Consider the following 26,383-nt stretch of genomic DNA (forward strand, 5'->3'; position numbering starts at 1 on the left):
GGCCTCCGTTGCATCGTGTTGAGTGTGGTAACCCAATCGATACCGGAGGTCCTCACCTTTTTAGCTCACGCCACGCTCACAACCTGTGTGGGAACAACATCTAGCGTGCGCTGGTGGCGGTCTAGCGTGCGTTGGTGGCGGGCGGGGTCCTCGTCAGCGCGTCAGCTCACAGCACGTGGCTGGCAGCAGACGATGGCAGCACACAGCACGTCAGGCGAGCCGATGCTGCAGGAAGCCGTCCTCGAGCAGCTCCCGCACGCGCGGGAGCAGGTCCGCGGCGAGTTCGCGCTCATCGACGTCGAGCAGTTCGGCCAGCGCAGCGACGATCGAGCCGACGTCGAGCTCGCCGTCAGAGGCGCCGACCAGGGCGGCGAGGCCGGTGTCCAGCGCGATCAACCGACCGAAGCCGGTGCCCTGGTGCAGCGTCATCAGGGTGGGGTCCTCCTGGCCGGGCCAGTAGTGCCGTACCTCGGTGACATCGGATGCGACGGCGAGCCGCGCGCGGGCGAGGCGGGCGTCATCCGTTGCCGCGTGCCAGTCGTGGGCGGCGAGGCAAGCGGCAAGATGGCTGCCCATGCCTCCTGGATTGTGGCCGAGGGTGCCGGGGAGGCGTTCGAGCCGACGGAAGGTGGGGGTGCCGGCGGCCGGGCGGCGCAGCAGCATGTAGCCGAAGCCGACCTGACTCACGCCGCGCGCCGCGAAGTCGTCGAGCCAGGCCCCGTAGAGGCGGTCGAAGTCGGCGGTGTCGGAGCGGGTGCCGCCGTCGCGGATCCACGTCTCGGCGTAGAGCGTGGGGGCCTGCACCTCGCGTTCGATGATCCAGGCGTCGAGTGCGGCGGCATCCGTGGCCTGCACGGTCTCCTGCTGGCCCCCGTGCGCACCCTCGGCACCGGCCCTCGCGGCACCCTCGGCCCCGGCGGCACCCTCCGCCCCGGGCGTGTGCGAATTCGACGGAGATTCAGCTCCCAGAGGGGCCAAACGCGCCGAATTCGGGCTGTTTGGGGCAAAATCTCCGTCGAATTCGTCAGGGCGCAGCGGGGCGGAAGCTGGCGATGCAGGGGATGCGACAGGGGTGACAGGGGTGACAGGGGTGACGGGGGCGGCGAGCCAGGCGGCCAGACGCTCGAAGGCATCCTGGCCGGCGTGGTACTCCCAGTTCCCGAGCAGCTGGGCGACGCCGCCGGGGGTGAGATGTTCGGCAGCGCCGCGCACGACCGCCTCGACGAGCGCGTCGCCGACCAGGCCGCCGTCGCGGTATTCGTAGGCCGGCACACCCGGCACACGCGGGGTGATCACGAACGGAGGGTTGGAGATGATGTGGTCGAAGCGCTCCCCCGCGACCGGTTCGAACAGGCTCCCGAGGCGAAACTCGATATTCCCGATCTCGTTCAGCTCGGCGTTGAGCGCGGCAAGCTCCAGGGCTCGCACCGAGATGTCGGTGGCTACCACCCGGTCGGCGTGCCGGGACGCGTGCATGGCCTGGATTCCGCATCCGGTGCCCAGGTCGAGGGCGCTGGCCACCGGGGTCGGGATCAGGAGCCCGGTCAATGTGAGGGATGCCCCACCCACCCCGAGCACATGGCTTTCGCCGAGCGGGTGGCCGAGTGCGAGCTCTCCCAGGTCGGACACGATCCACCAGCTTCCGGCGCCATGCGCGTCGACGAAGCTGTAGGGCCGCAGTTCGAGGAGCGGGCGGAGGGTGCCGGCCGCAACGGATGCACCGGATGCAACAGGGCCGACACCCGGAAGGACATCGGCGTCGACACCGGCGTCGACACCGGCGTCGACGGATACCGCGAGGCCGAGCTCCTCGGCCCCGACGGCACCCAGCGCGGGGAGGGCGACATCGAGATCCGCACGGTCGACAGGCAGGCCGAGCACGAACAGGCGAGCCAGTGTGGCGCAGGGTTCGGCGTGCCCGAGCCTCTCCCGGAGACCGTCCAGCCCCCGAAGCGCCGGGACCCGCTGGTTGCGGCGCAACGCGGCATCCGCTTCGATCCCCCACAGGCCAGTGAGGGCCGAGACCGAGAAGTTGGCGGCGGCGAGGTCGGCGCGAAGCCGGTCGATCAGTGCAGAAGTCACCCGTCTATTCAACTGCACCGGCTGCCGGACCGGCTGCCGGACCGGCCGCCGCTACCGGCGCTCCTCCGCCACGCTGTTACCGCCGTCGACGACGATCGTCTGGCCGGTGACGTATGACGCGCCGGGCGAGGCCAGCCAGGCGATCACGGAGGCCACCTCGGCAGCCGTGCCGCTGCGCCCGACGGGCACGAGCGCGCCCTCGACTGCCTCGCTCTCCAGCTGCGACCCGGTCTCGATCCAGCCCGGTGCGACCGCGTTGGCAGTGATGCCGAGCCAGGCCTCATCCACGGCGAGCGCTCGGGTGAGCCCGGCCAGACCAGCCTTCGCGGCCGCATACGTCAGGTCCCCGCGCGACGCCATCACCGGCCCAGACACGCTGGACACTGTGACGATGCGCCCCCAGGCCGCCGCGTGCATGAAGCCGATCACGGTGCGCGTGGCGTGGAAGGCAGTCGATAGGTTGATCGCGAGGCCGCGGTCCCACTCGTCCGGCAACGTGGTGCTCACGTCGCCGTGCAGCATCTCGGCGTCGCCGACCGCGACCATGCCCGCGTTGTTCACCAGAATCGTGGGCGCCAGCCCGGCGGTCGCGAGGGAGTCGGCGAGCACCAGCGCGCCGGCCTCGGCGTGGAGGGTGCAGACGATGCCGGATGCCGCGATGCCGCGTTCCGTCAGCTCGGCCGCTCGCTCGTGCACGCGTTCGGTCGTGGCGGTGAGCACGACGTGTGCACCGAGCTCACCCAGCATCCGTGCCGCGGCGAATCCGATCCCGGAGGCGCTGCCGGCGCCGGTGACCAAGGCCGTACGACCGGCGAGGTTCCACGCGTCGGGCAGGGCGAAAGCGAGAGGGACGGGGACACCGATAGAAGCAGGGAGTCCGACAACCTCGGGGAGAGTCATGGCGCCATGCTAGCGGCTACCGCGGCACGTCCATCGGGATGGCGGCGAACTCGCGCACGACCAGCCGGGGCGTGACCATCCGGTGCCGGGGTTCGGCCGACTCGGGGGCTCCGTGCACCTTGCCGCCGAACTCGCCGGTGAGCAGTTCGAGCACTCCGGCGGCCACCTCGTCCACTGCTTGGTCGACGCTGGAAAGCCCGATCGCGGCGGCGATGGGGGTGTTGTCGTAGCCGGTGACGGGCACACGCTCGGGGTTCGCGATCATCGCCCCGAGGGCGAGCGAGTCGCTCGCGCAGAGCACGGCATCGATCTGGCCGGCGTTCTGCCGCAGCTGCTGCATGGCCGCGGTGCCCTGGCTGACGCCGTCAGTGGTGACGATCTCCAGCTCGGCCAAGTCCCGCTCCGAGACGTCGCCGCGTTCGATCATCGCGTCGTACCAGCCTCGTCGGCGGTCATCGCCGGTGCCCGACGGGCTGGGCCAGCCGATGTAGGCGATGCGCCGGGCTCCGGTCTCCTGCTGTGTCCGCGTGGCGGCGTGCAGGCCGGACCAGCCATCCACATCCACCCACAGGTGCTGCGGGTCGTTCATATCGTCGACTCCCCACGGCCGCCCGAAGGTGACGAAGGAGATGCCGTTCTCGATCAGCCATCGGGTGCGTGGGTCGCCGGCGAACGTCGACGTGAGCACGAAACCATCGACATCCGCGCCGTCGTTCAGGCGCCGGAACTGGATGATCTCGTCTTCGGGGCTCGTGGCCGTGAACAGCAGCACCCGCAGCCCCTGGGCGTCGGCCTGCTCGGTCACGGCGTGCAGAAACCGGTCGAGCACCGAACCGGAGATGCCGTCGATCACCGGGTCCAGCCGGATGCCGATGGTCGAGCTGCGCCGCGTGCGCAGCCGGCGGGCGGAGGCGTGCGGCCGGTACCCGAGTTCGGCGATGGCAGCCTCGACCCGCTGGCGGGTGTCGGTGCGCACGATGCCGGGCGAATTCATCACATTCGAGACGGTCTGCCGGGAGACGCCGGCCGCGAGCGCGACATCCGTCACCGTGGGGAACCCACCCATCGCCGCTCCTGCCCCACGCCCTTGTCGGACGCGCCTGCCCCCGTGAATTGAACGATCAAATATTGTTCTGCACAGAATACCGTGTCTCGACGGATCGCGGAAACACGGTGATTAGATCGATCAAAAAAAAGTTTGATCGATCAAATGAATTCAGCTATCGTGACCGTTACACAAGCAAACGCGCATCGATGCGCGACTCAAGGAGAAACAAGATGCAACGACGCAACTCCCGCTGGCTGATCGGAACCGGGCTCGCCGTGGCCGGCGCCCTCACCCTCAGCGCGTGCGGTTCCGGATCCGGCTTCGGCGGCGACACCGCCGATTCGGGCGGAGAGCTCACGAGCGATTCCACCCAGGGGCTCAACATTCTGATCGGTTCCAGCGGCGACGCCGAGACCGCCTCCGTCAACGCCGCCGTGGCCGCCTGGTCCGAGACCTCTGGCACCGACGCCAAGGTCAGCGTCGCCAGCGACCTCAACCAGCAGCTCGCCCAGGGCTTCGCGGCCCAGAAGCCCGCCGACGTCTTCTACCTGTCGACGGATGCGCTCGCCGGCTATGCCTCGAACGGCTCGCTCCTGGCCTACGGCGACGATCTGGCCAACAAGGACGACTTCTACCCGAGCCTGGTCAGTTCCTTCACGTACGAGGGCGACTTCTACTGCGCGCCGAAGGACTTCTCGACCCTGGGTCTGATCATCAACGACGACCTCTGGGCTCAGGCCGGGCTGACGGATGCCGACATCCCCACCACCTGGGACGAGCTCGCGGCCGTCAGCAAGACGCTCACGACCGACAGCCAGGTCGGACTCGCCCTCGGCGGCGAATACGCCCGTCTGGGCGCGTTCATGGCCCAGGCCGGCGGCAGCCTGATGAGCGAAGACAACACCGAGGTCACCGCGAACAGCGCGGAGAACGTCGCGGGCCTCGAATACGCGCAGACCCTCCTGAACGACGGGGTGATGAGCTACGCCAGCGAAATCGGTGCCGGGTGGGGTGGCGAGGCGTTCGGCAAGCAGCTCTCGGCCATGACCATTGAGGGCAACTGGATCACGGGCGCGATGAAGAGCGACTTCCCCGACGTCAACTACACGGTCGCCGAGCTGCCTGCAGGCCCGGAGGGCCAGGGCACCCTGCAGTTCACCAATTGCTGGGGCATCGCCGCCGACAGCCCCAACCAGGCCGGCGCGCTCGAGCTCGTCGAACAGCTCACCAGCAAGGATGCCCAGCTCACCTTCTCGGAAGAATTCGGCCCGATGCCCTCGATCAAGTCGGCCGCCGAAGACTGGAAGAGCGCCAACCCCACCCTGGTGGCCTTCCTCGACGGCGCCGACTACGCCAAGGGCGTGCCCAACGTGCAGGGCGCCGCGGATGTCACGAGCGACCTGAACGCCCAGCTCGAGTCGCTGAAGACCGGGGACGCGCAAGCGATTCTCGATTCCGTGCAGAAGAACCTCGAAGCACTGCTGAAGTAGTCCACCATGTCGACGCCTGCACGCACGGCTCGCCGCTCGAATATCCGGGGCGGCGAGACCGCCTCGGGGTGGCTCTTCACCGCCCCGATGATCATCCTGCTCGGCTTGTTCCTGGTCATCCCGGTGCTGATGGCCCTCTGGGTCAGCTTCTCCGACTGGAACGGCCGCGGCAGCCCCTTCAGCGGCACAGTGTCGTTCGTGGGCCTCGACAACTACTCCGCCCTGGTCGGCGGCGGCGGCCTGGCCGAACAGGACTTCGGCATAGCGCTGCGTAACAACGCCTGGTACGTCCTCCTGGTCGTGCCGACCCAGACCATGCTGTCGCTGCTGCTGGCCGTGCTGGTCAACCGGCAGATCCTGCGCGGCCGCGGCTTCTTCCGCACCGCGTTCTATTTCCCGTCGGTGACCAGCTCGGTGGCCATCACGGTGCTCTGGCTGTTCCTGTTCAGCGCCAGCGGCGCCGTCAACAAACTGCTGGCGTTCATCGGCGTCAACGGACCGAACTGGTTCAACGACCCCAGCGGCGTGCTGCACAACATCCTCGGAGCGTTCGGCGTCGAGACCGGCCCAGCCGCGCTCACGGGCAACACGTTCCTCGGAATCTCTTTCTGGGAGTGGCTCGCCGGGCCATCCGTGGCCATGAGCGCCTTCATCCTGATGGCCGTGTTCACCACCAGCGGCACGTTCATGCTGCTGTTCATCGCCGCGTTGCAGAACCTCAGCGGCGACGTCGTCGAGGCCGCCATGATGGACGGCGCCAACGGCTGGCAGCGGTTCTGGCGGGTCACCCTCCCCCAGCTGCGACCGACCCTCTTCACCGTGCTCACCCTCGGCCTGATCGGTGCCTGGCAGGTCTTCGACCAGATCTATACCGGCACGCAGGGTGGACCAGGCAAGACCACGCTCACTCCGGCCTATCTCTCCTATCAGGCCGCTTTCACCAACCAGGCCTGGGGCCAGGGCGCCGCGATCGCTTTCATCCTGTTCGTCATCATCGTGGCCTTCACGCTGTTCCAGCGCGCTCTGCTCGCCGAACGCAAGGTCTCCAACCGGCGGATGCGTCCGTATCTGCAGAGCCCGACATCCGGAGGTTCGAAATGAGCACCACGGTGAGAACCCGCGAGCGCACCGTCTCTCCCTCCCGACGCCTGCGCGCCCTGGGCCGAGAACAGTTGCCGACCCGCGCGATCGCCGGCCGGTCACTGCTGTACGCGATCCTGGTCGTGCTGGCGATGATCTACATCGCCCCGTTTCTGATTCAGGTCGCCACCTCCTTCAAAACGGATGGCGATGCCGCCAGCAATCCCATGTCGCTGCTGCCGCAGACCTGGTCCACGGCCGCGTACGAGAGGTTGTTCCTCAACTCGGACTTCCCGGTCTGGTTCCAGAACTCCGCCATCGTCACCGTCTTCGTCACCCTCGGCCGCGTCTTCTTCAATTCCCTGGCCGGTTACGCCCTCGCGCGGCTGCACTTCCGGGGCCGCACCGTGATCTTCGCGCTGCTCATCGCCGTGATGAGCGTGCCCGGGGTCGTGCTCCTGATCCCGAAGTTCCTGGTGATCAACCAGCTCGGCATCTACGACACCTACGTTGCAATGATCGTGCCGCTGCTTACGGATGCCGCGGGCGTCTTCATCATGAAAAACTTCTTCGAGTCGATTCCGGCGAGTGTGGAGGAGCAGGCACGCATCGACGGGGCCAGCACCTTCCGGGTGTTCTGGTCGATCGTTCTGCCGATGGCCCGGCCGGCCCTGGTGACCATCATCATCCTGTCGTTCCAAGGGTCCTGGAACGAACTGTCCCACTTCATCGTGGCCACGCAGTCCCCCGAGCTGACGACGCTGACCAAGGGCGTGGCGTCACTGGCCTCCGGGCAGCTCAGCCAGGGCACGCAATACCCACTCAAGCTGGCCGCGGCGGCGATCATGACCATCCCGGTCGCGGTGATGTTCTTCATCTTCCAGAAACGCATCATGAACACCACCGATGGGGCGGTGAAGGAGTAGTCCTTCTCTCCACCCTTTTCCTTCCGTTCGCTCGCTACTTCCGTTCCTTCTGTTCCTTCTGTTCCTTCTGTTCCTTCTGTTTCTTCTGTTTCTTCTGTTTCTTCTCTACTTCCATCCCTTCTCTACTTCCATTCCTTCTGTTCCTTCTGCAGATCCGCACCACAACCCCCTCTGGAGTCGTACCTCGCTCATGTTCTCTCACCCCGTCCAGCCTCTGCTCCATGACTCCGCCATCGTTCTGGCGGCCCCGACCCAGGCGTGGTCGCGGTCCGACGGGCAGACCGACAAACCCATCCACGGCTTGTACCACGCGGACACCCGGATCCTCTCCGGCTGGTCCCTGCTGATCGGCGGCCAGACCGGCGAAGCGATCGGACACGCCCAGCGCGGCGCGGGAGAGGTCACCTTCACGTCGCTGCTCCGCCACCTCGACGACCGCACCGCCGACCCCCGGCTGCGGCTCGAAGTCACCCGCACGGTCACCGCGGGGCGCCTGACCGAACGGATCGAGATCATCTCGGGACTCGAGCAGGCTGTCGACACGACCGTGTCCGTGCGCCTGACGCCCGATTTCGCCGATATGCAGACCGTGAAGGCCGGCCTCGCGGGTGCCGCCGAGCGCGACGCTTTCGGGGGCGTGGACCTGCCCGCGGCACCGGATGTCGTTGTGACGGAGGCGAGCGGGGGCATCCGTCTGTCGACCGACACCGTGGCGGCGCTGGTGGGGGTGAGCGACGACGGGGTGCTGACCGGCTCGACCGCCGAGGCTGACACCGAGGTCACCGGCACCTGGTCGGTCACCGTGCCCGCGAAAAGCAGCGTCACCGTGGAGTGGACCGTCGAGATCGCGCACGCGGCCACCGTGGTGCAGGCCGCATCGGGGCTGCCTGAGTGGTCCGGGGTGTCGGTGCGCTCCGGCGATGAGCGTCTCGGACGTTGGGTGGCACGTGCGCTCGACGACCTGACCGGTCTGCGGATGGCCACCACGACGAGTCCGGCCGAGCCGTTCCTGGCCGCCGGCGCCCCCTGGTTCTTCACCCTGTTCGGCCGGGATTCCCTGTGGGCGGCGCGCTTCCTGCTGCCGCTCGGCACCGAGATCGCGGGCTCCACGCTGCGCTTGCTCGCGCAGCTGCAGGGCACCAAGAGCGACACCGAGACCGCGGAACAGCCCGGCAAGATCATGCACGAACTGCGCCCCGATGTGTACTCGATGCCCGGCGAGAGCCTGTCGCTGCCGCCGCTGTACTACGGCACCGTCGACGCCACCCCGCTCTGGATCTGCCTGCTGCGCGACGCCTACCGTTGGGGTTTGGCCACCGAAGAAGTCGAGGCTCTGCTGCCTGCCCTCGAAGCGGCCCTCGGCTGGATGCGCGACTTCGGCGACAGCGACGGCGACGGCTTCCTCGAATACGTCGACATCACCGGCCACGGCCTCGCGAACCAGGGCTGGAAGGACTCCGGCGACTCGATCCAGTGGCGCGACGGCAGCCTCGCCGATGGACCGATCGCCCTCTGCGAGGTGCAGGCCTACGCCTACGAGGCCTATATCGGCGGCGCCGAACTGCTCGACGCCTTCGGCAGGGCCGGCGGCGACGCCTGGCGCGCCCGGGCGGCCGCGCTCCAGACCCGGTTCCGGGACTCGTTCTGGATCGACGCGCCCGCCGGCCGCTACCCGGCCGTCGCCCTCGACGCCTTCAAGCGCCCGGTCGACACTGTGACCAGCAACATCGGCCACCTGCTCGGAACCGGGCTGCTCTCCGCGGAGGAGTCCGCCCTCGTGGCCGCCCGGCTAGTGTCCCCGGAGTTGAACTCCGGCTACGGTCTCCGCACGATGTCGACGGACTCCGTCGGCTACTGGCCGCTGAGCTACCACGGCGGCTCGGTGTGGACCCACGACACAGCGATCGCGATCGCCGGCCTGGGGCGCGCCGGTTTCGGTGCCGAGGCCGGCATCCTGATCGAGGGGCTGCTCGCGGCGGCCGAATCATTCGACTACCGCATGCCGGAACTGCACTCGGGCGACGCGTCCTCCCTGGTTGCCGCCGCGGTTCCCTACCCGGCCGCCTGCCGCCCGCAGGCCTGGTCGGCGGCGGCGGCGGTCTCCGTGCTCGGCACCGTGCTCGGCCTGGAACCCGATCCGGTCACCGGCCAGGTCACCTCCACCCCGATCATCCCCGCGGTCGTCGGCGACGTTGCAGTGCGCGGCCTCCGGACCCCGCCGGCGCCGGCCCGCGCCGGCTAGCCGCGGCCCGGCCCGCGTCGGCTAGTCGCGGCCCGGCCCGTCTCGCCGTGCACACCCAGCTGAGCCTTCCATTCCGTGGCTAATTCAGGAGATTCCACGAGCAGCGGTCCCAGCCCCGCGAAGTTTCGCATGATTCTGCGGGCCGACCGCACCGTGCGCTCGTTTCTCCTGAGTTAGCCCCAACGACCTGCCCGACCGGGCCAGCCCCGCCCAGCCCGCACCACCCGGCCGGCCCGGGTCATCCATCGCCCCGGCGCATAACTCCTGCCAATTCCGGTGAGTGCCCGGAACCGCCCAGGCATCCCGGGCATCCGTGCCGCAGCTCCGCCGAATTGGAGGAGTTGTGCGCACGGACCGACCTGCACCCCGCATCGGGCAGCAGCAGCAGCAGCCGCGCATACGTCGTGGCCAACTCAGGAGATTCCGTCGAGCGGCGGCCGAGCCCCCGCAAATTTCCGCATGTTTGCGCGGAGTTCTGCGATTCGGCCACACCATCCGCACGTTTCTCCTGAGTTAGCCCCAGCGCACCGGGCCGATCGAGTCGAGCGGGCGCGCCGGCGGCGGCGAGCTACAGCCAGCGCATGGTGAAGGCGCGGGCGAGCACGGCGCTGGCGGGCGGCGCCGCGAGGGCGCGCACGAGGCAGTTCCGCGCGCGCAGGCGAAGCCCCTGCACGGGTCCGCCCATCGCCATGTTGAAGTCGGCCTGCCGGGCGGCCATCCGAGCGCTGCGCCGGCGGCGGCGGTCGTAATCCCCGAGCACGCCTGAAGCGGCCTCCGGATCCCGCAGCGCCCGCTCCAGCGCCGGGGCCAGTTGCAGCGCGTCGAGCCACCCGAGGTTCATGCCCTGCCCGCCGATCGGGCTGATCTGGTGCGCCGCGTCGCCGATGAGCACGACCCGTCCCGCTACAAGTCTCGTGGCGAGGCGCTGCTGCACCGAGAAGGCGCTGGCCTCCGCGGTCGTCGGAGGCAGCTGCGTGCCGGTGCGGGCACGGATGAGCGCAGCCAGGTCGTCGGACGTCGCATCGGCCTGCAGGGTCGGGGTCATGGCCACCCAGCGGCGTCGGCCTCCCGGCAACGGGAACGACTCGACCACACCACCCCGCTCGAAGAAGAGCACGGCCTCCCCGAGATGCTCCCCCGTGTCGGGGTAGTCGCTCATCAGATACGTCTCGCCGCCGGTGCGCGCGGTGCAGCGGATGCCGAGTAGGTCGCGCACGAGACTGCGGGCGCCGTCGGCGGCGACCACGTAGCGAGCCTCGAGAGTCTCGCCGGCAGACACGCCCCCCTCGCCCGTCCCGCCCGTCCCGATCCCCTCGACCGTCCCGTGAGTCCCGCCTGGCTTCGCCGTCTCGACTGTCTTAGCCGTCTCGACCGCGACCCGACCACCGCGCTCGGACACCCCGGTCACCGTTACGCCGCCGCGCAGCCGGCCGGGCGCGAGTTCGGCGAAGCGCGCGCGCAGCACGGCCTCGGTCTCGAACTGCGGCAGAGAGATCACGCTCTGCATCCGGTCGACGGTTTCGGTGAACGCCAGTCGGCCCAGCGTGCGCCCGTCCGAGCGCACCACACCGCCGCGGATGCGCACCGCCCGGGCGAGCACCTCTTCTGCCACGCCCAGTTGCTCCAGAGCCCGCAACGACGGCGGGTGGATGCCAATGGCCCGGGATCGCAGCGACGGCTTGGCTCGCTGCTCGACCACCTCCACGTCGACACCGCGCACCGCCAGCAGTCCAGCGAGCAGGATGCCCACCGGTCCCCCGCCGACCACGATCACGTCCCGAACCCGTGCCCCGCTGTCGTTCGCCTGCCCCCGCTCGTGCACGTGCACGCGTTCAGGTTCCCTTTCCGGTCGAGAGTGCCCGTTGCGCCGGTCACTTTTGACCGGAAAGGACACGCTCGCCGGCACCGTCTCAGCAAGAACCGACCCAGCCGACGCCGTGTCAGCGAGAACCGACCCAGCCGACGCCGTGTCAGCGAGAACCGACCCAGCCGACGCCGTGTCAGCGAGAACCGACCCAGCCGACGCCGACACAGCCGACGCGAGCCCGGCAGACGCCGGTCCGGTCGGCACCACCCGGCGCAGCACGAGGCGCGACGGATGTTCCCGCGTCACCTGCCACCCGGGCGGCACCACCTCGCGCAGCTCGGCCGCCGTAAAACTGCGGCGAATGGAGGTGAGCCCGTCGTCGCGGATGAACGACCGGCGAAAGAGCGGCCAGGTGCCGAGCCCGAAGCCGAGGTACGCGAACCGGCTGCGTTCGATGTCGGCGTGCAGCACCCGGTGCGCGGCGAGCCGTTCCGAGTCGGCGAGCAGTCCGCCGAGCTGTTCGCCGGTGAGGTGGTGCAGCACATGGTTGGAGACGACGACGTCGAACCGGCGCCTTTCTGCGACGAGATCGGAACTGAGCGCCCGCCGAAACGTCAGTCCGGGCAGTGGGGGCAGACTCATCGCGTAGGCGTGCGCGCGGGCATCCGGGTCAACGGCCGTGATGCGCAGGCGCAGGCCGTCCCGTGCGGCCCAGCGGGCCAGCGCCCGCGCCACGTCGCCGCCGCCGCAGCCGACGTCGAGCAGGGTGCTCTCCCGAGTGCTCGACAGCAATGGCCGGATATCGCGGCGGTACATCCCGCGCCACCCCGACACCACGCCGTTCACAAACCGGAAGTTCGCGTAGGTGCTGGCGAGTTTGACGGGGTCGCAGTCGGGGTCGTCCATGAGCTCGACGGCGTCACTCGCACGCCGGCGCAGCGACGGAACGCCCAGCGACGAGACGCCCAGGAAGGGACGACTCCGCAACGATCGGCGCGCCGAAGGGAAATGCATCGACGGGATGCCCACTTCCGCTACCCGGCGGTGACGGTCATCAGCCCGGATTCGACCGTGAGCCCCGGGCCGAACGCCATCGCGCAGACCCGCTCGCCGTCATCCGTGGCCGGGGAGTCGAGGATGGCCTTGAGCACGAACAGGATCGTCGCGCTGCTCATGTTGCCGTAGGTGCGGAGAGTCTCCCGCGAGGGCACGAGCTGCGCCTCGCTCAGCCCGAGCTTCGCCTCGGTCTTGTCCAGGATGCTGCGCCCGCCCGGATGGATCGCCCAGTGCGCGATCGCGGTGGCCGGTGTGGTGACCGGCGCGACGTCAACCGGTGCGACCAGGGTTGCGACCGACCCGGCCGAGACACCCTCCGGCACCCCGGCAGGCAGGAGCGACGGCACCCTGGAAGGCACAAGCGCCGGCGCCAACACTGCGCTGAGCGCGACGTCCCGCGCGAAGAGGGGTGCCAGCGCCCCCTCGATGTGCTGGTCGATGATGTGCGGCACGTAGGTGCTGAGGATCATCTCGAACCCTTCGTCGCCGATCTTCCAGGCCATGTCCCCCTCGCCGATGGGCGTGATCACGGTCTCGAACAGGTCGAGGTTGAGGGCGTTCTCGCCCGCCGCGGGGGCGCGGGAGCTGACGATCCCAGCCGCAGCTCCATCCGAGAACAGCGAGGAGGCGACGATCGTGTCCGGGTCGTCCGAGGTGCGCAGGTGCAGCGAACACAGCTCGGCGCTGACGACGAGCACGACGGCGTTCGGGTCGGCGTCGACGAACTGCTTCGCCGTGCGCAGGGCGGGCATCGACGCGTAGCAGCCCATGAAGCCGAGGTGGTAGCGCTGGGTCGCGGGGTTCAGGCCCAGCTCGCGCACGAGCATGTAGTCGGGTCCCGGAGCGTAGAACCCGGTGCACGACACGGTAACCACATGCGTGATGTCCGAGGCCTCGATGCCGGGGCACGCCTCGAGGGCCCGCCGCCCGGCCTCGACGAACAGCTTCGTCGCCTCCACGATGTAGAGCTCGTTGCGCACCCGGGTGCTCGGCTTGAGCAGCTCCTGCGTGGCGGCGTCAAAGAACTGGGGATCGGACGACGCCTTGTCGAGAGTGAGCTCGTCAATGACGGTGTGCCGGGTGTCGATCCCGGACAGGTTGAACGACGCGGTCACCAGGCGCTGAGCCAGGCGGCTGAGTCCCGGCTGGGCGGCGAAGATGTCGCGCACCTGATCCTGGATCAGTACTGTCGGGGGGACCACGGTCTGGAGCGCTCTAAGAGTGACGGGCATAGCCCAAGTGTTACACGTGGGCACGGCCCGGCACACCCCCGTAAATGCGCTCAGATCAGGGCAGCGGGGCGAACAAACGGATGCCCGTGAACCCGATCCCGAGCCCCGCGGCAACGATCGCGGTGACGCCGCCGATGTACGCGATGAGGGTTCCCGGGGTATCGCCGAACGCACGGAAGTACGTGACCAGAAACGCGGCGACCGCGACCGCGGCGAACGGGATCAGGATGCGCAGCTGCAGGCGGTCGACTCTGGGCGGGCGGGCGTTCGTCCCGCCGCGCGGTGCACCGCCCATCGACCACGGGCCGCGGGTCAGCACCAGGCCGGCCACGCAACCCCAGACCGCCACGACGAGCAGAGCCGCGATGACATCGCTGGGCCGATGCCAGCCGTTCGCCAGCGTGGCGACCCCGGCCAGGATGGCGAAGCCGGAACCGCCGAGGGCGGCGAGGCCGCGCGTGCGGGGACTCGCGACCAGGAAAACGGCGAGAGCGGATGCCGCCGCCACCGTTGTATGTCCCGAGGGGAACGAGTTGCCGTCGTAGCCCTCCACCCCGAGGTCCGGCCGGGTCAGGAGCATGATCTTCAGCAGCTGAGTGCTCAACACGGCGGCCAGCGCTACCCCGCAGGCCACGATCAGGGTCCTGCCGTTGCGCCGAACGACGGTCACGACCCCGGTGAGCAGCAGTCCGGCGATGACGGAGACCAGCGGAACGGCATCCAGCAGCTCCTGCGCGAGCGGGGTGACGCTGCGGCGTCCGAACTCCGCGCCGTCGAAGGCGAGCTGGTCCATGGTCTGGCCGGAGAGGGTGCGCACGAAGTAGAGGTAGAGCCCGGCGAACAGGATGATTGCGACGAACGCCCCCACCAGGTAGCGAACGGGGCTGATCGACGAAGAGGTGCGCACGCTCTAGCTTCGCACGCGGCGGCGCGGTTGACTCCGTTCGGACCTCGGGCCTGACCCATCCCTCGGTGAGCCACCTCGGCCGAGCAGCCGTTGCAGGCGCAAGAGGGTAGGAAGGAGACCACGTCCTGATCTCGCGGTGACGACGGGCCCGGAGGCGAAACACCCGGGTTCTTCACCGTGTTCGCCTGGCATTCACCTAAGGTTCAGCTCATGCTGCTCAAATAATCAGAGTAGAGTCAGCCAACTCTTCGAAGAGCTCTTAGCCCCAACGAATGGATGCTCCGTGAACATTCGAACGGCCGAATACCCCAAGCCGGATCATTTTCTACTCCACCTCAGCGACACCCACCTGCTTGCGAACGGCGGGCGCCTGTACGACCAGGTCGACAGCACCGCCCATCTGGCGCAGCTGTTCGCGGAGGTCGAAGCCTCCTCCGGCCGACCCGACGCCATCATCATCACGGGCGACCTGGCCGACAAGGGCGAACCGGATGCCTACCGGGCCGCTCAACTAATCGTCGAGCCGGCCGCGGCGCGGCTCGGTGCCCGCGTCTTCTGGGTGATGGGCAACCACGACGATCGGGCGGCGTTCCGCAGCACGCTGCTGAACGGGCCGGCGACCACCGAGCCGATCGACCACGTCGACTACATCGGCGGCCTGCGCCTGATCACGCTCGACACCTCCGTTCCCGGCCACCACCACGGCGCCGTGACCGACGACCAACTGCGCTGGCTGGCCGGCCAGCTGAGCGTCCCGGCGCCAGACGGCACCATTCTGGCCATGCACCACCCGCCCGTGCCGAGCGTGCTCGACCTGGCCGTGTCGGTCGAGTTGCGCGGCCAGGCCCGTCTTGCACAGGTGTTGCGCGGCTCGGATGTGCGCAGCATCCTCGCCGGGCACCTGCACTACTCCTCGACCGCGACGTTCGCGGGCATTCCGGTGTCGGTGGCGTCGGCCACCTGCTACACCCAGGACCTGAATGTTCCGGTCGGCGGCACGCGGGGCCGCGACGGGGCACGCACCTTCAACCTCGTGCATGTGTTCGCTGACACGATACTGCACTCGGTCGTTCCGCTGGGTGACTACCCGGCGCTGGACTACGTCGACGCGACGGAAAGTGCGCGACGGCTCGCCGGCGACAACATTCGGATCATGCCCGCGGGTACTCTGCCAACGTTCCGCGAACCCCCGATGACCACACCGATCCCGGTTCTGCACTAGACGGCGGCGTGTGCCCGGCCTGGCCGGGAACGAGCTGGTTCTCGCGTTCCCACGGGGCGACGATCGGGAAGTAACGTTCGAGGAAGTCGGTCACGGCCGCGCGGCGAACCTCGTCGGAGATCTCCGGGTTGCTGCCGTCGTTCAGGCAGAACATGTCCTGGTCGCGGCGCTTGCGCAGGGCGTTCATCTGACGCAGTGCCAGCTTCAGCGTGGTTTCGATGTACAGTGAGCGCGCCTGGGTCTGCTCGACCGCCCGCCCGGTCATCAGCGCGTAGTAGTGGTACAGCGAGTTCGTGACCGAGATATCAGTCGCTGAGCGGAACTGGCTGGCCGCAGTGCGGGCGAAATCGCCGGGGAACTCCGCTTCGAGTTCCTGCATCACACTCCTGCGGAGCGGCGCCGCCGTGTGCTCGAGGTGCCGCGTGGTGACCTTGCCGAACCGATCGCGCAGCAGGGCGCGGTTGACCCGGGCGCCGTTCTCGAACCCGCTGCGGCTGGTGTTGTTCTCGCCGAGGCCGATCCGGGTGGATGCCTCGATGAACTTGGTCACGCCGCCCGGAGAGAAGAACAGCTCCGGTCCGACAGGGCGGCCGAAGAACATGTCGTCGTTGGAATAGAGGAAATGCTCGGCCAGTCCGGGGATGCGGTGCAGCTGACTCTCCACGGCGTGCGAGTTGTGCGTGGGCAGAACACTCAGGTCGGGGAAGAAATCCTCGCTGCGCATGATGGTGACGCGCGGGTGCTCGGCCAGCCACACCGGGGCCGGCGAATCCGTGGCGATGAAGATGCGGCGCACCCAGGGCGCGAACATGTAGACGCTGCGGAGGGCGTACTTGAGCTCGTCGATCTGGCGGAAACGGGCATCCGAATCGTCGCCGTCTCCGACGACATAGGCCTGCATGCGCTTGGCCCGTTCACGCTGGAAATCACTGGACGAGCCGTCGACCCAGGAGAAGACCATGTCGATGTCGAAACTGACGTCGCTGGCCAGGTCGTCGAACATGTGTTGCAGGGTGCGCCAGGTGCGCCCGAAGAGGTCGATCGTGGTCTCGCGGGCCTCCGAACGCGGCAGACGTGCCCGCATCAGCGAGTTCTCGACGGGCGCGACGATCTCATCGTCGCCGAAGTGCCAGAGCTCGAACTGGAAGGCCGTTTCGGCGCCGTAGCGCAGGCGGCCGATCGGCTCGATGCGCGGTCGGTAGACCCGGAAGACGGATGACTTGCGCAGCGTCGTCAGGGCGCCGTCCGCCAGGAGCAGGGCCGGGGTCAGATTCCCGTCGAGGGGCTTGGCGTAGAAGGGCTCGTTCGCGAAAGCCTCCGCAAGGATGCGGGTGAGGTTCTTGCGGCGTTTGCGGTCGACCGCGATCACCGGGCGGTCCCCGTCGCCGCGCACGAGCAGGAAGTCGATGCCGGCCCGTTCGAGCGCGTCGCGGACCGCGAGGAGGTCCTTGACCATCGACTCGTGGGGGGTGAAGTGACCGTTGATCAAGTTGATCTCGCCCTTGCGCACGACCACGTCATCACGGTCGAAACGGCGGGTGCGCGGGTCGGGTGAGAGCAGCACGAGCTCGGGTTCCTGGCTCAGCGTCAGCACGGGCAGGTTGTCTGCCGGTTCGTTCGAGGAGCGACGCTCGGTTTCCGGGCGATCGAACGTGGCCATGGTCCTCCTCGAGAAGAATTGGGAACACTCATTCACGAGGCAACCACACGCAGTGCCGGGGAGAGTGCGTCCGTTGATGCCGGACAGCAACGACCGGTTCAGAGACCGGAGCGAAGCAGCCGGCGGAACGCGGTGGCGCCGTTGTTATTCTACGTCTTCTGCGTCCCCCGCTCGCCGCGGTGACGGGACCGCCCGGTGATCGCGGTCGAACCCGTGCGCAGGCTTTCCTCGTCGTGGCCGACGGCTGTCATCCAGGAGATACCGAACGCCAGCTGCGAGTACCCGATCGCGCCGACGACCATGCTGGACGCGGTGGCCAGGAGTACGGCCCCGATGGTGATTTCGGGAACCATCGCCGGAGTCCGTTCGGTCGTCGGCGCAGACCGATGAGGTCGGCTGGCGTGAGGTTGCCGGCTTGAGGTTACCGGCTTGTAGTTACTTCGGAGGCCCGACGGCCGGCGCGATTTCCGCTCAGGTATCGGGTCAGGCGAACGGGTCAGGCCCTGTCAATCACATACTCGGCCAGGATCCTGGCGTGGTTCACCATCGGGTCCCGAGCGCCGTAGACCAGCGTGGTTGTCGTCTGCTTCTCCTCGTCGCGGGCGATGAGCGTGCGGAGTTCCTGCACGGCCGCCGTCGTCTCGGGTGCGGTGTCGAGTTCGGCCCGGTAGCGCACCGCGAACTCATCCAGAAGTGCCCGGTCGTGGTTCCACCACCGGCGCAGCTCCGGGCTGGGCGCGATCTGCTTCAGCCAGGCGTCGAGCCGGGCTTCCTCCTTCGAGACTCCGCGCGGCCACAGCCGGTCGACCAGCACCCGGGTCCCGTCGCTCGCGGAAAGTTCGTCGTAGACCCGCTTGATCTGTATGCCCATCTGTCCATTCTGTTCCCGGCGCGGCCACCGGGCCGACCAGCCTCCGTCCGGGTCAGGCCATCGGCAGGTCGGCGGGATCGGTGACGGGCAGGCGGCAGACGAAGTCACGGCAGAGGTAGGCCGTCGGCAGACCCTGGTGTGCGACCCGGCCGCGGAACAGTTCGAAGCCGGCGTCGGCGAAGGCCTGCGCCTGAACCTCGGTGACGGATGCGACGAGCCCGCTCCCGCGTCGGCGCACCGCGTCGAGCAGTGCGGCGGGTTGCTCGGGGGCGGCCGCGTCCGGCCCTGCCCCCGGCCCGACCACGTCCGCCCCGACCACCACGAGTTGTTCCACGGGGCCGGTCAGAATGCCGGACAGTCGCAGGGCCGCCCCGAAGGCGAGCGGGCGTTCGAGTGCGCGCTCGGCGAGGGCCGCCATCGCGGCAACGGCGGCCGCGCGATAGCGGTCGTCGGCGGTCAGCAGGTAGAGCAGGTTCGCCGCCTCTGCGGTCGCCGTGATCCCGGACGGGTAGGCCCCCTCCGACGGGTCGACGTCCAGGGCGAGTCCCTGCGCGGCAAGCACCGGGTCGGGCCCGTCGGGAGCGCGAAACGGCATCCCGCCGGCGACAGTGCCGGCCGTGCCGGCGGCGTCGGTGGGGGCATTGGTACCGGGAGTGCCGGAGCCGGGGATGTCGGTGGCGGACGGTACCGTTTTGGCATCCGTTCCCCCCAGCGTGCCGTCGATGAGCCGGCGCGCGGCCGTGGCATAGCGCACCTCGCCCGTGGCCAGAGCAAGCTCGAGGAGACCCTGTGCACACATCCCGAAGTCCTCCAGGGTGGCCTGAGCGGCAGACGTGCGCCCCGCGATGGAGGCCCGCACGAGGCTGCCGTCCGGGCGCAGGTGACGCGTGAGCAGGTGGTCGGCGGCCCTCGCGGCCGCCGTCGTGAGGTCGGGATCGGCGAGGGCGAACCCGGCGCGGGCCAGGGCTCTGATGGCAAGGCCGTTCCAGCCGGTGAGCACCTTTTCATCGAGCGCGGGCGGCTCCTCCTGCCGCCGGGCGTCCTCGTCCAGGGTGTAGTACAAGCCCTCGACGCGGCGACCGGCAACGGTGCTCTCGGAGTCCTGGGCGCTGGCGAACCCGCCGCCGGGCAGGCGCAGCACGGTCGTGAGGAACCCGGCGACACCCTCCGCGACCGTCTGCGCCCATTTCTCGCCGGTGAGCTGCCAGGCCTGGGTGTAGAGGTCGAGCAGCTGCGCGTTGTCGTAGAGCATCCGCTCGTAGTGCGGGTCGCTCCAGTCCCGGTTCACGGCGTAGCGGAAGAAACCGCCCTCCACCGGGTCGCGCAGGGGCGAGGCACCCATGCGCTTCAGGGTGCGCAGGGCGAGGGCCTGCGCTTCCGGGACCTGTCCCACGACACCCGGCCGGCCGAGCAGAAACCCCAGCACCGGCGCTACGGGAAACTTGGGCGCGCCGCCGAATCCGCCGAAGCGGGGGTCTTCCAGGCCCACGAGTTCGGCCTGGACCCGGTCGAGCGCGGCGGGGCCGGGCAGCGCTCCGCCGGCACCCTGTCGTGCGGCGGCGGCCGCGAGCGTCTCGGCGACGAGGGACGCGCTCGCGGTGACCTCGGCGCGGCGGTTCGTCCAGGCATCCGTCACCGCTTCAAGCACCTGCCGGAACGACGGATGCCCCGGCAACGGCAGCGGCGGAAAGTAGGTGCCGGCGTAGAAAGCCTGCCCGTCGGGGGTGACGAACACGTTGAGCGGCCAGCCGAGCCCGCCCACGAAGGCGCTGGCCGCGGCGAGGTAGCTGGCGTCGACCTCGGGATGCTCCTCCCGGTCGACCTTGATGCTCACGAAGTGCCGGTTCAGGTAATCGGCGAGCTCCGGGTCGCTAAAGCTCTCCCGGGCCATGACGTGGCACCAGTGGCAGGTCGAGTAGCCGATCGAGACGAGCACGGGCAGATCCCGCAGCCGAGCCTCCACGAAAGCCTCCGAACCCCAGCCGAACCAGGCAACGGGATTGTCGGCGTGCGAGCGCAGATAGGGGCTGATTGCGTCGGCGAGGTGATTGGACATGCCTCCATTGTGCCGCTGTCCCCGGCCCAACGCTCCCTGCGTATTTCCTCAACGAACCTGAGCGGAGCAGGTCAGGGCCGGTCAGAGCCGGGCGGCCACCAGGTCGACCGCGAGGGCCCTGCGGGCGCGGCGCTGCACGCGCATCCAGACGAAGAAGCCGGCGAGGGTGAACGCGCCGTAGAAGATGTAGAGGATGGCCGAGGCGTAGTAGCCGGCGCTGAGCAGCAACGGCACCCCGACGATGTCGACCGCCACCCAGATCAGCCAGAACTCGGTCCAGCCCTTCGCCATGCCGTACGTGGCCAGCAACGAGCCGGTGAAGATCCAGGCATCGGCCCAGACGGGCTCGAACGAGCCGAGCGCACGGAAGACCGGCGTGAGCACCAGAGTGCCCGCGACGAGCCCGAATCCGAGCAGGATGCGCGCGCGAGCACCGGCCCAGTGCGGGGCCACGGCAGCCTGCGCGCTCCCCCGACGATGGGTGGACCACTGGACCCAGCCGAAGATCGACACGACGATGAACATGATCTGCCGTCCGGCCTGGCCGAGCAGATTGACCGGGTTGGGCGTGCCGAACACGGCGCCGAGGAACACCGTGAACAGCAGCACGTTGCCCGCGATTCCGATGGGCCAGGCCCACACCTTACGGCGCATCCCGCCGACGGCGCTCAGGATGCCGAAGGCGTTGCCGATGATCTCGCGCCAAAGAATGGTCTGGGTTCCGATCTGCAGCTGTGCGTCGAAAAGCCACTCGATCGGGTTCATCCGTCATCTTCCTCGCCGGGCGGTTCCCGCCCTCCCCAACCTAACCCTCCTCCCGGGCTGTTATTCCCGGTGGCGGCAGGGCGGAACGAGACCGCGCGAGGCGGAGCGCGTCAGTTTACGTCGTCGGGCTGCGCGCTCACCCGGCCGGCGGGCTCGGCTCGGCCCACTCGCTTCCGAGGTGCAAATGGCACAGCTCGGGACCCACGAACGGGCGCAGCCCGACCTGGTCCGGGTCGTGGCCGAGCTCGCGGGCGACCCCGCGCACGAGGCCCAGGTGCACCGAGCAGATGACGTCGGGGGCGTCCCGCGCATCGGCGCGAAACGGGCAGGCCAGCAGGGTGATCAGCGGGGCGGCAACGTCGGCGACACCGTCGGAGGCACCGTCGGAGGCACCGTCGTCCGCCGCGGACTCGGCTTCCGAAGCCGGAGCCGGCTCCACCGCCGAAACCAGCTCCGGATCGAAGCCGAGCCGGTCGAGGATACTCAGCAGCGGCGCGATGCCCTCCGCGGCGCTCCCCCGCAGCTCGTCGGCGTAGCTCTCGGCCCAGGTCTCACCGGCGCGGATTGCCCGGGCCCGCCCGCTGTCGGCGTCCTCGGCGAGCGCGGTGGCCAGCACCCGGCTCAGATCGTGCTGGGCGCCGCCTTCCCGGGCGGCGGGTCCAGCGGTGAAGAGGATTCGCGGGCGGCCACGCGTCCCCGCGCGCCCGACGGCGCGCCGGATCAGGTCGGCGTTCTCGAGCTGATCGAGATGGAACCGGGCGGTCGTCACGTGCAGTCCGATGCCCGCCGCGACCGCGGCGGCGTCGAGCGGGGTGGCCGATCCCATCAGGAGGTCGAGCACCTGGCGGCGCGCGTCGGAGGCAAGGGCGGCGTGCCGGTCCCCCGTCCCTTCGTCGTTGATCATTCTTTGATGCTAACATCGTGCGGTTAAAAACGCGCCGATACAGCCACAGCCGTCGGGCCGATCACAGGCGAACCCGGGCAGCATCCGTCGTTCACCGCGAGGTCATACGATGGAAGGCTCATGATCCCCGTCGAAGTCACCTTCCCACCCGAGCTTCCGGTCAGCCAGCGCCGGGAGGATATCGCGCGCGCCATCCGTGACAACCAGGTGGTCATCGTCGCCGGCGCGACGGGTTCCGGCAAGACCACCCAACTGCCGAAGATCTGCCTCGAGCTGGGCCGGGAGAACATCGGCCACACGCAACCCCGCCGTCTCGCCGCGCGCACGATCGCTGAACGCATCGCCGAGGAACTCGGACAGGAAGTCGGCCAGACGGTCGGCTACCAGGTGCGGTTCACCGACCAGGTCGGCCCGGACACCCGCATCAAGCTGATGACCGACGGCATCCTGCTCAACGAGATGCACCGCGACCGTCTGCTGCGCAAGTACGACACGATCATCATCGACGAGGCGCACGAGCGCAGCCTCAACATCGACTTCCTGCTCGGCTACCTGCGTCAGCTGCTGCCGCAGCGCCCCGACCTCAAGCTCATCATCACCTCCGCGACGATCGACCCGCAGAGCTTCGCCGAGCATTTCGCCACGCCCGACGGCACGCCGGCCCCCATCATCGAGGTCTCCGGGCGCACCTACCCGGTGGAGATCCGCTACCGGCCGCTGGTCGTCGAGGCGATGGACGGCGACGACGACGACACGACGGATGCCGCGCCCACGGTGGACAGGGACTACATCGAGGGAATCTCCGCCGCGCTCGATGAGCTCGAACGGGAGTCCAACGGCGATGTTCTGGTTTTCCTCAGCGGTGAGACCGAGATTCGGGACGCCGCGGACGCCCTGCAGGGCAAGTACGCCTCCTCGGGGCGCACCAGCCCCACCGAGATCCTGCCGCTGTACGGGCGGCTCTCCTCCGCCGACCAGCACAAGGTGTTCCAGCCGTCTAAGGTCGCCGGCGTGCGACGCCGCATCGTGCTGGCGACGAACGTGGCGGAGACCAGCCTGACCGTGCCGGGCATCCGCTACGTCATCGACGCCGGGACCGCCCGGATCAGCCGGTACAGCGTGCGCTCGAAGGTGCAGCGGCTGCCGATCGAGGCCATCTCGCAGGCCTCCGCGAACCAGCGCTCGGGCCGAAGCGGCCGCACCAGCGACGGTATCGCCATCCGCCTCTATTCGGAGGAGGACTTCACCCGCCGGCCTGAGTACACCGAGCCGGAGGTGCTGCGCACGAACCTGGCCGCGGTCATCCTGCAGATGATCTCGCTGGGCCTCGGCGACATCGCCGCGTTCCCGTTCCTCACCCCGCCCGACTCGCGCGGCATCAAGGACGGCCTCGACCTGCTCGCCGAGCTCGGCGCGGTGGCTGCGCTCACCGCCGGCCACAAATCCGGCATCTCCAAGCCCGGCATCTCCAAGCCCGGCATCTCCACACTGACCCGCATCGGCCAGCAGCTCGCAAAGCTGCCCATCGATCCTCGGTTCGGACGAATGGTGATCGAGTCGAAGACGCAGGCGGTGAGCCGCGAGGTGATGGTGATCGTCTCCGGGCTCACCATCCAGGACCCGCGCGAACGGCCCCTCGAGCGCCGCGCGCAGGCCGACCAGCAGCACGCCCGGTTCACCGACCCGACGAGCGACTTCCTGAGCCTGCTGAACCTCTGGAACTACCTCGAGACGCAACAGAAGGAGCTCGGTTCCAGCGCCTTCCGACGCCTCTGCAAGAACGAGTTCCTCAACTATCTGCGCGTGCGCGAATGGCGGGACGTGTACAAGCAGTTGCGCCAGATGGCCAAGCCGCTCGGTCTCCACATCGGGGATCCCAGCGTGAATCCCGATGGGATCCACCGTTCGCTCCTCGCCGGTCTGCTTTCCCACATCGGTCTCAAGGACACCGCCAAGAAGGACTACATCGGCGCGCGCCAGCAGCGTTTCGTGATCTTCCCGGGCTCGGCGCTCGCGAAGAAGCAACCGAACGCCGTGATGAGCGCGGAACTGGTCGAGACCAGCCGCCTGTTCGCCCGGATGAACGCGGTCGTCGACCCCGCGTGGGCCGAGCCGCTCGCCGGCGACCTCTGCAAGCGCAGCTACTCCGAGCCGCACTGGGAGAAGAAGCAGGGCGCGGTCGTCGCCTACGAGCGGGTCACCCTGTACGGGGTGCCGATCGTGCCGCGCCGCCGAATCCAGTTTTCCCGGGTCGACCCGGCCTACGCTCGCGACCTATTCATCCGGCACGCGCTCGTCGAGGGTGAATGGGACCTTGACCGAATCGACCAGCGCGTCACGGCCTTCGACCGGGCGAACACGAGCCTGCGCAAGGAACTCGCCGAACTCGAGGAGCGCACGCGGCGCCGTGACATCCTGTTCGACGACGAGGCCGTGTTCGAGTTCTACCAGAAACGCATTCCCGCCGACGTATGCTCATCGCGCACGTTCGAAACCTGGTGGCGCCAGGCGCGCACCCAGACGCCCGATCTGCTCACGATGACCGCCGAGGCACTGGTGCCCGAGGACGCGCCGGAGATCGACGAGGCCGTGTTCCCGCCGATCTGGCGCCAGGGCGACCAGAAGTTCGCGCTCAGCTACCGGTTCGAGCCCGGCGCGGACGACGACGGCGTGACCGTGCAGATCCCGCTGGCCCTGCTCGCGAGGCTCTCTCCCACCGGCTTCGACTGGCAGGTACCGGGCCTCCGCGCCGACCTGGTGACCGCACTGATCAAGTCGCTGCCCAAGAGCATCCGTCGCAACGTGGTGCCGGCGGGGGACTGGGCCAAGCGACTGCTGAACGAGTTGCCGCCGGCGCCGGGCGAGGTCTCGGTCGGGGTGTCGGGCCTGGGCGAAGCCACCCGCGGCTCCATGTTCGACCGCGACGATGTCCCCTTCACCGAGACGCTCGCCGCCCTGATCCAGAAGCTCACCTACGTGTCCGTGAAGGCGAACGACTTCGAGCTGGTCCGGGTTCCGGCCCACCTTCGCATGACGTTCCGTGTCGTGGACGAACGCGGTCGCCCGAGCGCCTCCGGCAAGGACCTCCTGGAACTGCAGCGCCGGCTCGGCACCCAGGCCCGCGAGAGCGTGGCCGCGGCATCCGCTGCCACCCCCACCAATGCGATCGAGCGCACCGGACTCACCACCTGGGATTTCCCGGAGCTGCCCCGGTTCCTCGACACCAGGCAGGGTGACAACACCATCCGCGGCTACCCGACCCTCGTCGACGAGGGTGCGTCGGTGGCGATCCGCATGATGAGCACGGAGGCCGAGCAGGCCCGCACCCTGCCCGATGGCGTGCGTCGCCTGCTGCTGCTCGCCACGCCCTCCCCGGTGGCCTACGTGCAGCAGCACCTCACCGGGGCAGAGAAGCTCAGCCTGGCCACCAGCCCGTATCGCACCACCCAGGCGCTGTTCGACGACTGCCTCGCGGCGAGCGTCGACGACGTGCTTTTCCGGGTGAAGCCCGGCGGCCAGGTGTTCATGCACGCCGAGTTCGACACCATCCGGGACCGGGTGTCCGGCGTCGTGATGGATTCCATGTTCGATACGGTGGGCCTCGTCGCCCGCATCCTCGCCGCCGCGCGCGCCGCCGACAAGGCGCTCAAGGCGTCCACCAGCATGGCCCTGCTCCCGGCCCTGACGGATGCCCGCGCGCAGCTGACCGGGCTCGTCTACCCCGGTTTCGTGAGCGCCACGGGACTCGTGCAGCTGCGGCACTTGCCGCGATACCTCGGCGGCATCACCGCGCGCATCGTGAAGCTCAGCGACAATCCGAGCCGCGACCGGGTCTGGATGAATGAGAGCCAGGCAGCCACGGGCCGGTTCGAGGATGCCGGCGGCACGATCCCCCTGCAGGCGAACGCGGCCGCCAACCTGGTGCGTGCGCGCTGGCTGATCGAGGAACTTCGGATCAGCCTCTTCGCCCAGGAACTGAAGGCCGCGGAGCCCGTTTCCCTCCAGCGGATCCACAAGGCCCTGACCGGCTGAGGTCTCCGTCGTTCTCGGTATCCGGCACCGCTGCGCTGGATCATCGGTAGCCCACCTGCTTGAAGTCAGCGTTGAGGTGGTCCTCCAAACGATCCCTCATCGA

General features: G+C 68.9%; 18 protein-coding genes. 6 read left to right on the plus strand and 12 right to left on the minus strand.

Features of this window, described 5'->3' with window-relative positions:
- Positions 1-210: 210 nt before the first annotated feature.
- Genes E3O28_RS17145 through E3O28_RS15725 form a run of 3 tightly spaced genes read right to left on the minus strand, consistent with a single transcriptional unit; the run spans position 211 to position 4,048 of the window.
- Positions 211-2,082 carry a methyltransferase gene (locus tag E3O28_RS17145; protein ID WP_241973169.1) on the minus strand — a complete coding sequence of 624 codons (1,872 nt, stop codon included), beginning with the start codon at positions 2,080-2,082 and terminating at the stop codon, positions 211-213.
- A gap of 51 nt (positions 2,083-2,133) precedes the next feature.
- Positions 2,134-2,982 (minus strand): SDR family NAD(P)-dependent oxidoreductase, encoded by an 849-nt coding sequence (locus E3O28_RS15720; RefSeq protein ID WP_104099336.1) that lies wholly within the window; start codon positions 2,980-2,982, stop codon positions 2,134-2,136.
- A gap of 16 nt (positions 2,983-2,998) precedes the next feature.
- Positions 2,999-4,048 carry a LacI family DNA-binding transcriptional regulator gene (locus E3O28_RS15725; RefSeq protein WP_104099335.1) on the minus strand — a complete coding sequence of 350 codons (1,050 nt, stop codon included), beginning with the start codon at positions 4,046-4,048 and terminating at the stop codon, positions 2,999-3,001.
- Between the two features lie 212 nt (positions 4,049-4,260).
- Here E3O28_RS15725 and E3O28_RS15730 point away from each other — a divergent pair, with 212 nt between their 5' ends.
- The 4 genes from E3O28_RS15730 (at position 4,261) to E3O28_RS15745 (ending at position 9,768) form a co-directional block, all read left to right on the plus strand.
- Complete coding sequence (locus E3O28_RS15730; protein ID WP_134342176.1) at positions 4,261-5,520, plus strand: extracellular solute-binding protein; 1,260 nt, start codon at positions 4,261-4,263, stop codon at positions 5,518-5,520.
- A gap of 6 nt (positions 5,521-5,526) precedes the next feature.
- Complete coding sequence (locus E3O28_RS15735) at positions 5,527-6,621, plus strand: sugar ABC transporter permease (protein ID WP_134373013.1); 1,095 nt, start codon at positions 5,527-5,529, stop codon at positions 6,619-6,621.
- Entirely contained in the window at positions 6,618-7,526 is a 909-nt protein-coding gene (locus E3O28_RS15740) for a carbohydrate ABC transporter permease (RefSeq protein WP_134416758.1), read from the plus strand. The genes E3O28_RS15735 and E3O28_RS15740 overlap by 4 nt, the downstream gene beginning before the upstream one ends.
- Before the next feature lie 190 nt (positions 7,527-7,716).
- On the plus strand, positions 7,717-9,768 hold the full coding sequence (locus tag E3O28_RS15745; protein WP_134416760.1) for a glycogen debranching N-terminal domain-containing protein: 2,052 nt from the start codon (positions 7,717-7,719) through the stop codon (positions 9,766-9,768).
- Between the two features lie 568 nt (positions 9,769-10,336).
- On the opposite strand, the gene E3O28_RS15750 is transcribed toward E3O28_RS15745, so the two are convergent.
- From E3O28_RS15750 to E3O28_RS15765, 3 genes are read right to left on the minus strand one after another with little or no spacing between them, the layout of a single operon-like run.
- Entirely contained in the window at positions 10,337-12,562 is a 2,226-nt protein-coding gene (locus tag E3O28_RS15750; RefSeq protein WP_347232398.1) for an FAD-dependent monooxygenase, read from the minus strand.
- Positions 12,563-12,609: 47 nt separating this feature from the next.
- Positions 12,610-13,863 (minus strand): type III polyketide synthase, encoded by a 1,254-nt coding sequence (locus E3O28_RS15760; protein WP_233191158.1) that lies wholly within the window; start codon positions 13,861-13,863, stop codon positions 12,610-12,612.
- A gap of 55 nt (positions 13,864-13,918) precedes the next feature.
- Entirely contained in the window at positions 13,919-14,770 is an 852-nt protein-coding gene (locus tag E3O28_RS15765; RefSeq protein WP_134342434.1) for a phosphatase PAP2 family protein, read from the minus strand.
- A 283-nt stretch (positions 14,771-15,053) separates the two neighbouring features.
- On the opposite strand from E3O28_RS15765, the gene E3O28_RS15770 reads away from it, so the two are divergent.
- Positions 15,054-15,992 carry a phosphodiesterase gene (locus E3O28_RS15770; RefSeq protein ID WP_134416762.1) on the plus strand — a complete coding sequence of 313 codons (939 nt, stop codon included), beginning with the start codon at positions 15,054-15,056 and terminating at the stop codon, positions 15,990-15,992.
- On the opposite strand, the gene E3O28_RS15775 is transcribed toward E3O28_RS15770, so the two are convergent.
- From E3O28_RS15775 to E3O28_RS15800, 6 genes are all read right to left on the minus strand, one after another.
- Positions 15,922-17,652 carry a stealth family protein gene (locus E3O28_RS15775; RefSeq protein ID WP_104099552.1) on the minus strand — a complete coding sequence of 577 codons (1,731 nt, stop codon included), beginning with the start codon at positions 17,650-17,652 and terminating at the stop codon, positions 15,922-15,924. The genes E3O28_RS15770 and E3O28_RS15775 overlap by 71 nt on opposite strands.
- A gap of 149 nt (positions 17,653-17,801) precedes the next feature.
- Positions 17,802-18,005: a DUF1761 domain-containing protein gene (locus E3O28_RS17150; protein WP_233191160.1), complete on the minus strand. Its 204-nt coding sequence runs from the start codon at positions 18,003-18,005 to the stop codon at positions 17,802-17,804.
- A gap of 143 nt (positions 18,006-18,148) precedes the next feature.
- Positions 18,149-18,523 (minus strand): DUF488 family protein, encoded by a 375-nt coding sequence (locus E3O28_RS15785; RefSeq protein WP_104099553.1) that lies wholly within the window; start codon positions 18,521-18,523, stop codon positions 18,149-18,151.
- 52 nt (positions 18,524-18,575) lie between these two features.
- Positions 18,576-20,579, minus strand: a complete 2,004-nt coding sequence (locus E3O28_RS15790) for a DUF255 domain-containing protein (RefSeq protein WP_104099554.1) — start codon at positions 20,577-20,579, stop codon at positions 18,576-18,578.
- 81 nt (positions 20,580-20,660) lie between these two features.
- Positions 20,661-21,344: a nicotinamide riboside transporter PnuC gene (gene pnuC / locus E3O28_RS15795; RefSeq protein WP_104099555.1), complete on the minus strand. Its 684-nt coding sequence runs from the start codon at positions 21,342-21,344 to the stop codon at positions 20,661-20,663.
- Positions 21,345-21,480: 136 nt separating this feature from the next.
- Positions 21,481-22,248, minus strand: a complete 768-nt coding sequence (locus tag E3O28_RS15800; RefSeq protein ID WP_134416764.1) for a helix-turn-helix domain-containing protein — start codon at positions 22,246-22,248, stop codon at positions 21,481-21,483.
- 120 nt (positions 22,249-22,368) lie between these two features.
- Here E3O28_RS15800 and hrpA point away from each other — a divergent pair, with 120 nt between their 5' ends.
- Positions 22,369-26,280 (plus strand): ATP-dependent RNA helicase HrpA, encoded by a 3,912-nt coding sequence (hrpA, locus tag E3O28_RS15805; protein ID WP_134416766.1) that lies wholly within the window; start codon positions 22,369-22,371, stop codon positions 26,278-26,280.
- The last annotated feature ends 103 nt before the right edge of the window (positions 26,281-26,383 follow it).

Origin of the sequence: Cryobacterium sp. TMT2-14, assembly GCF_004402465.1 — a bacterium.
GTDB classification, from domain to species: Bacteria; Actinomycetota; Actinomycetes; order Actinomycetales; family Microbacteriaceae; genus Cryobacterium; species Cryobacterium sandaracinum.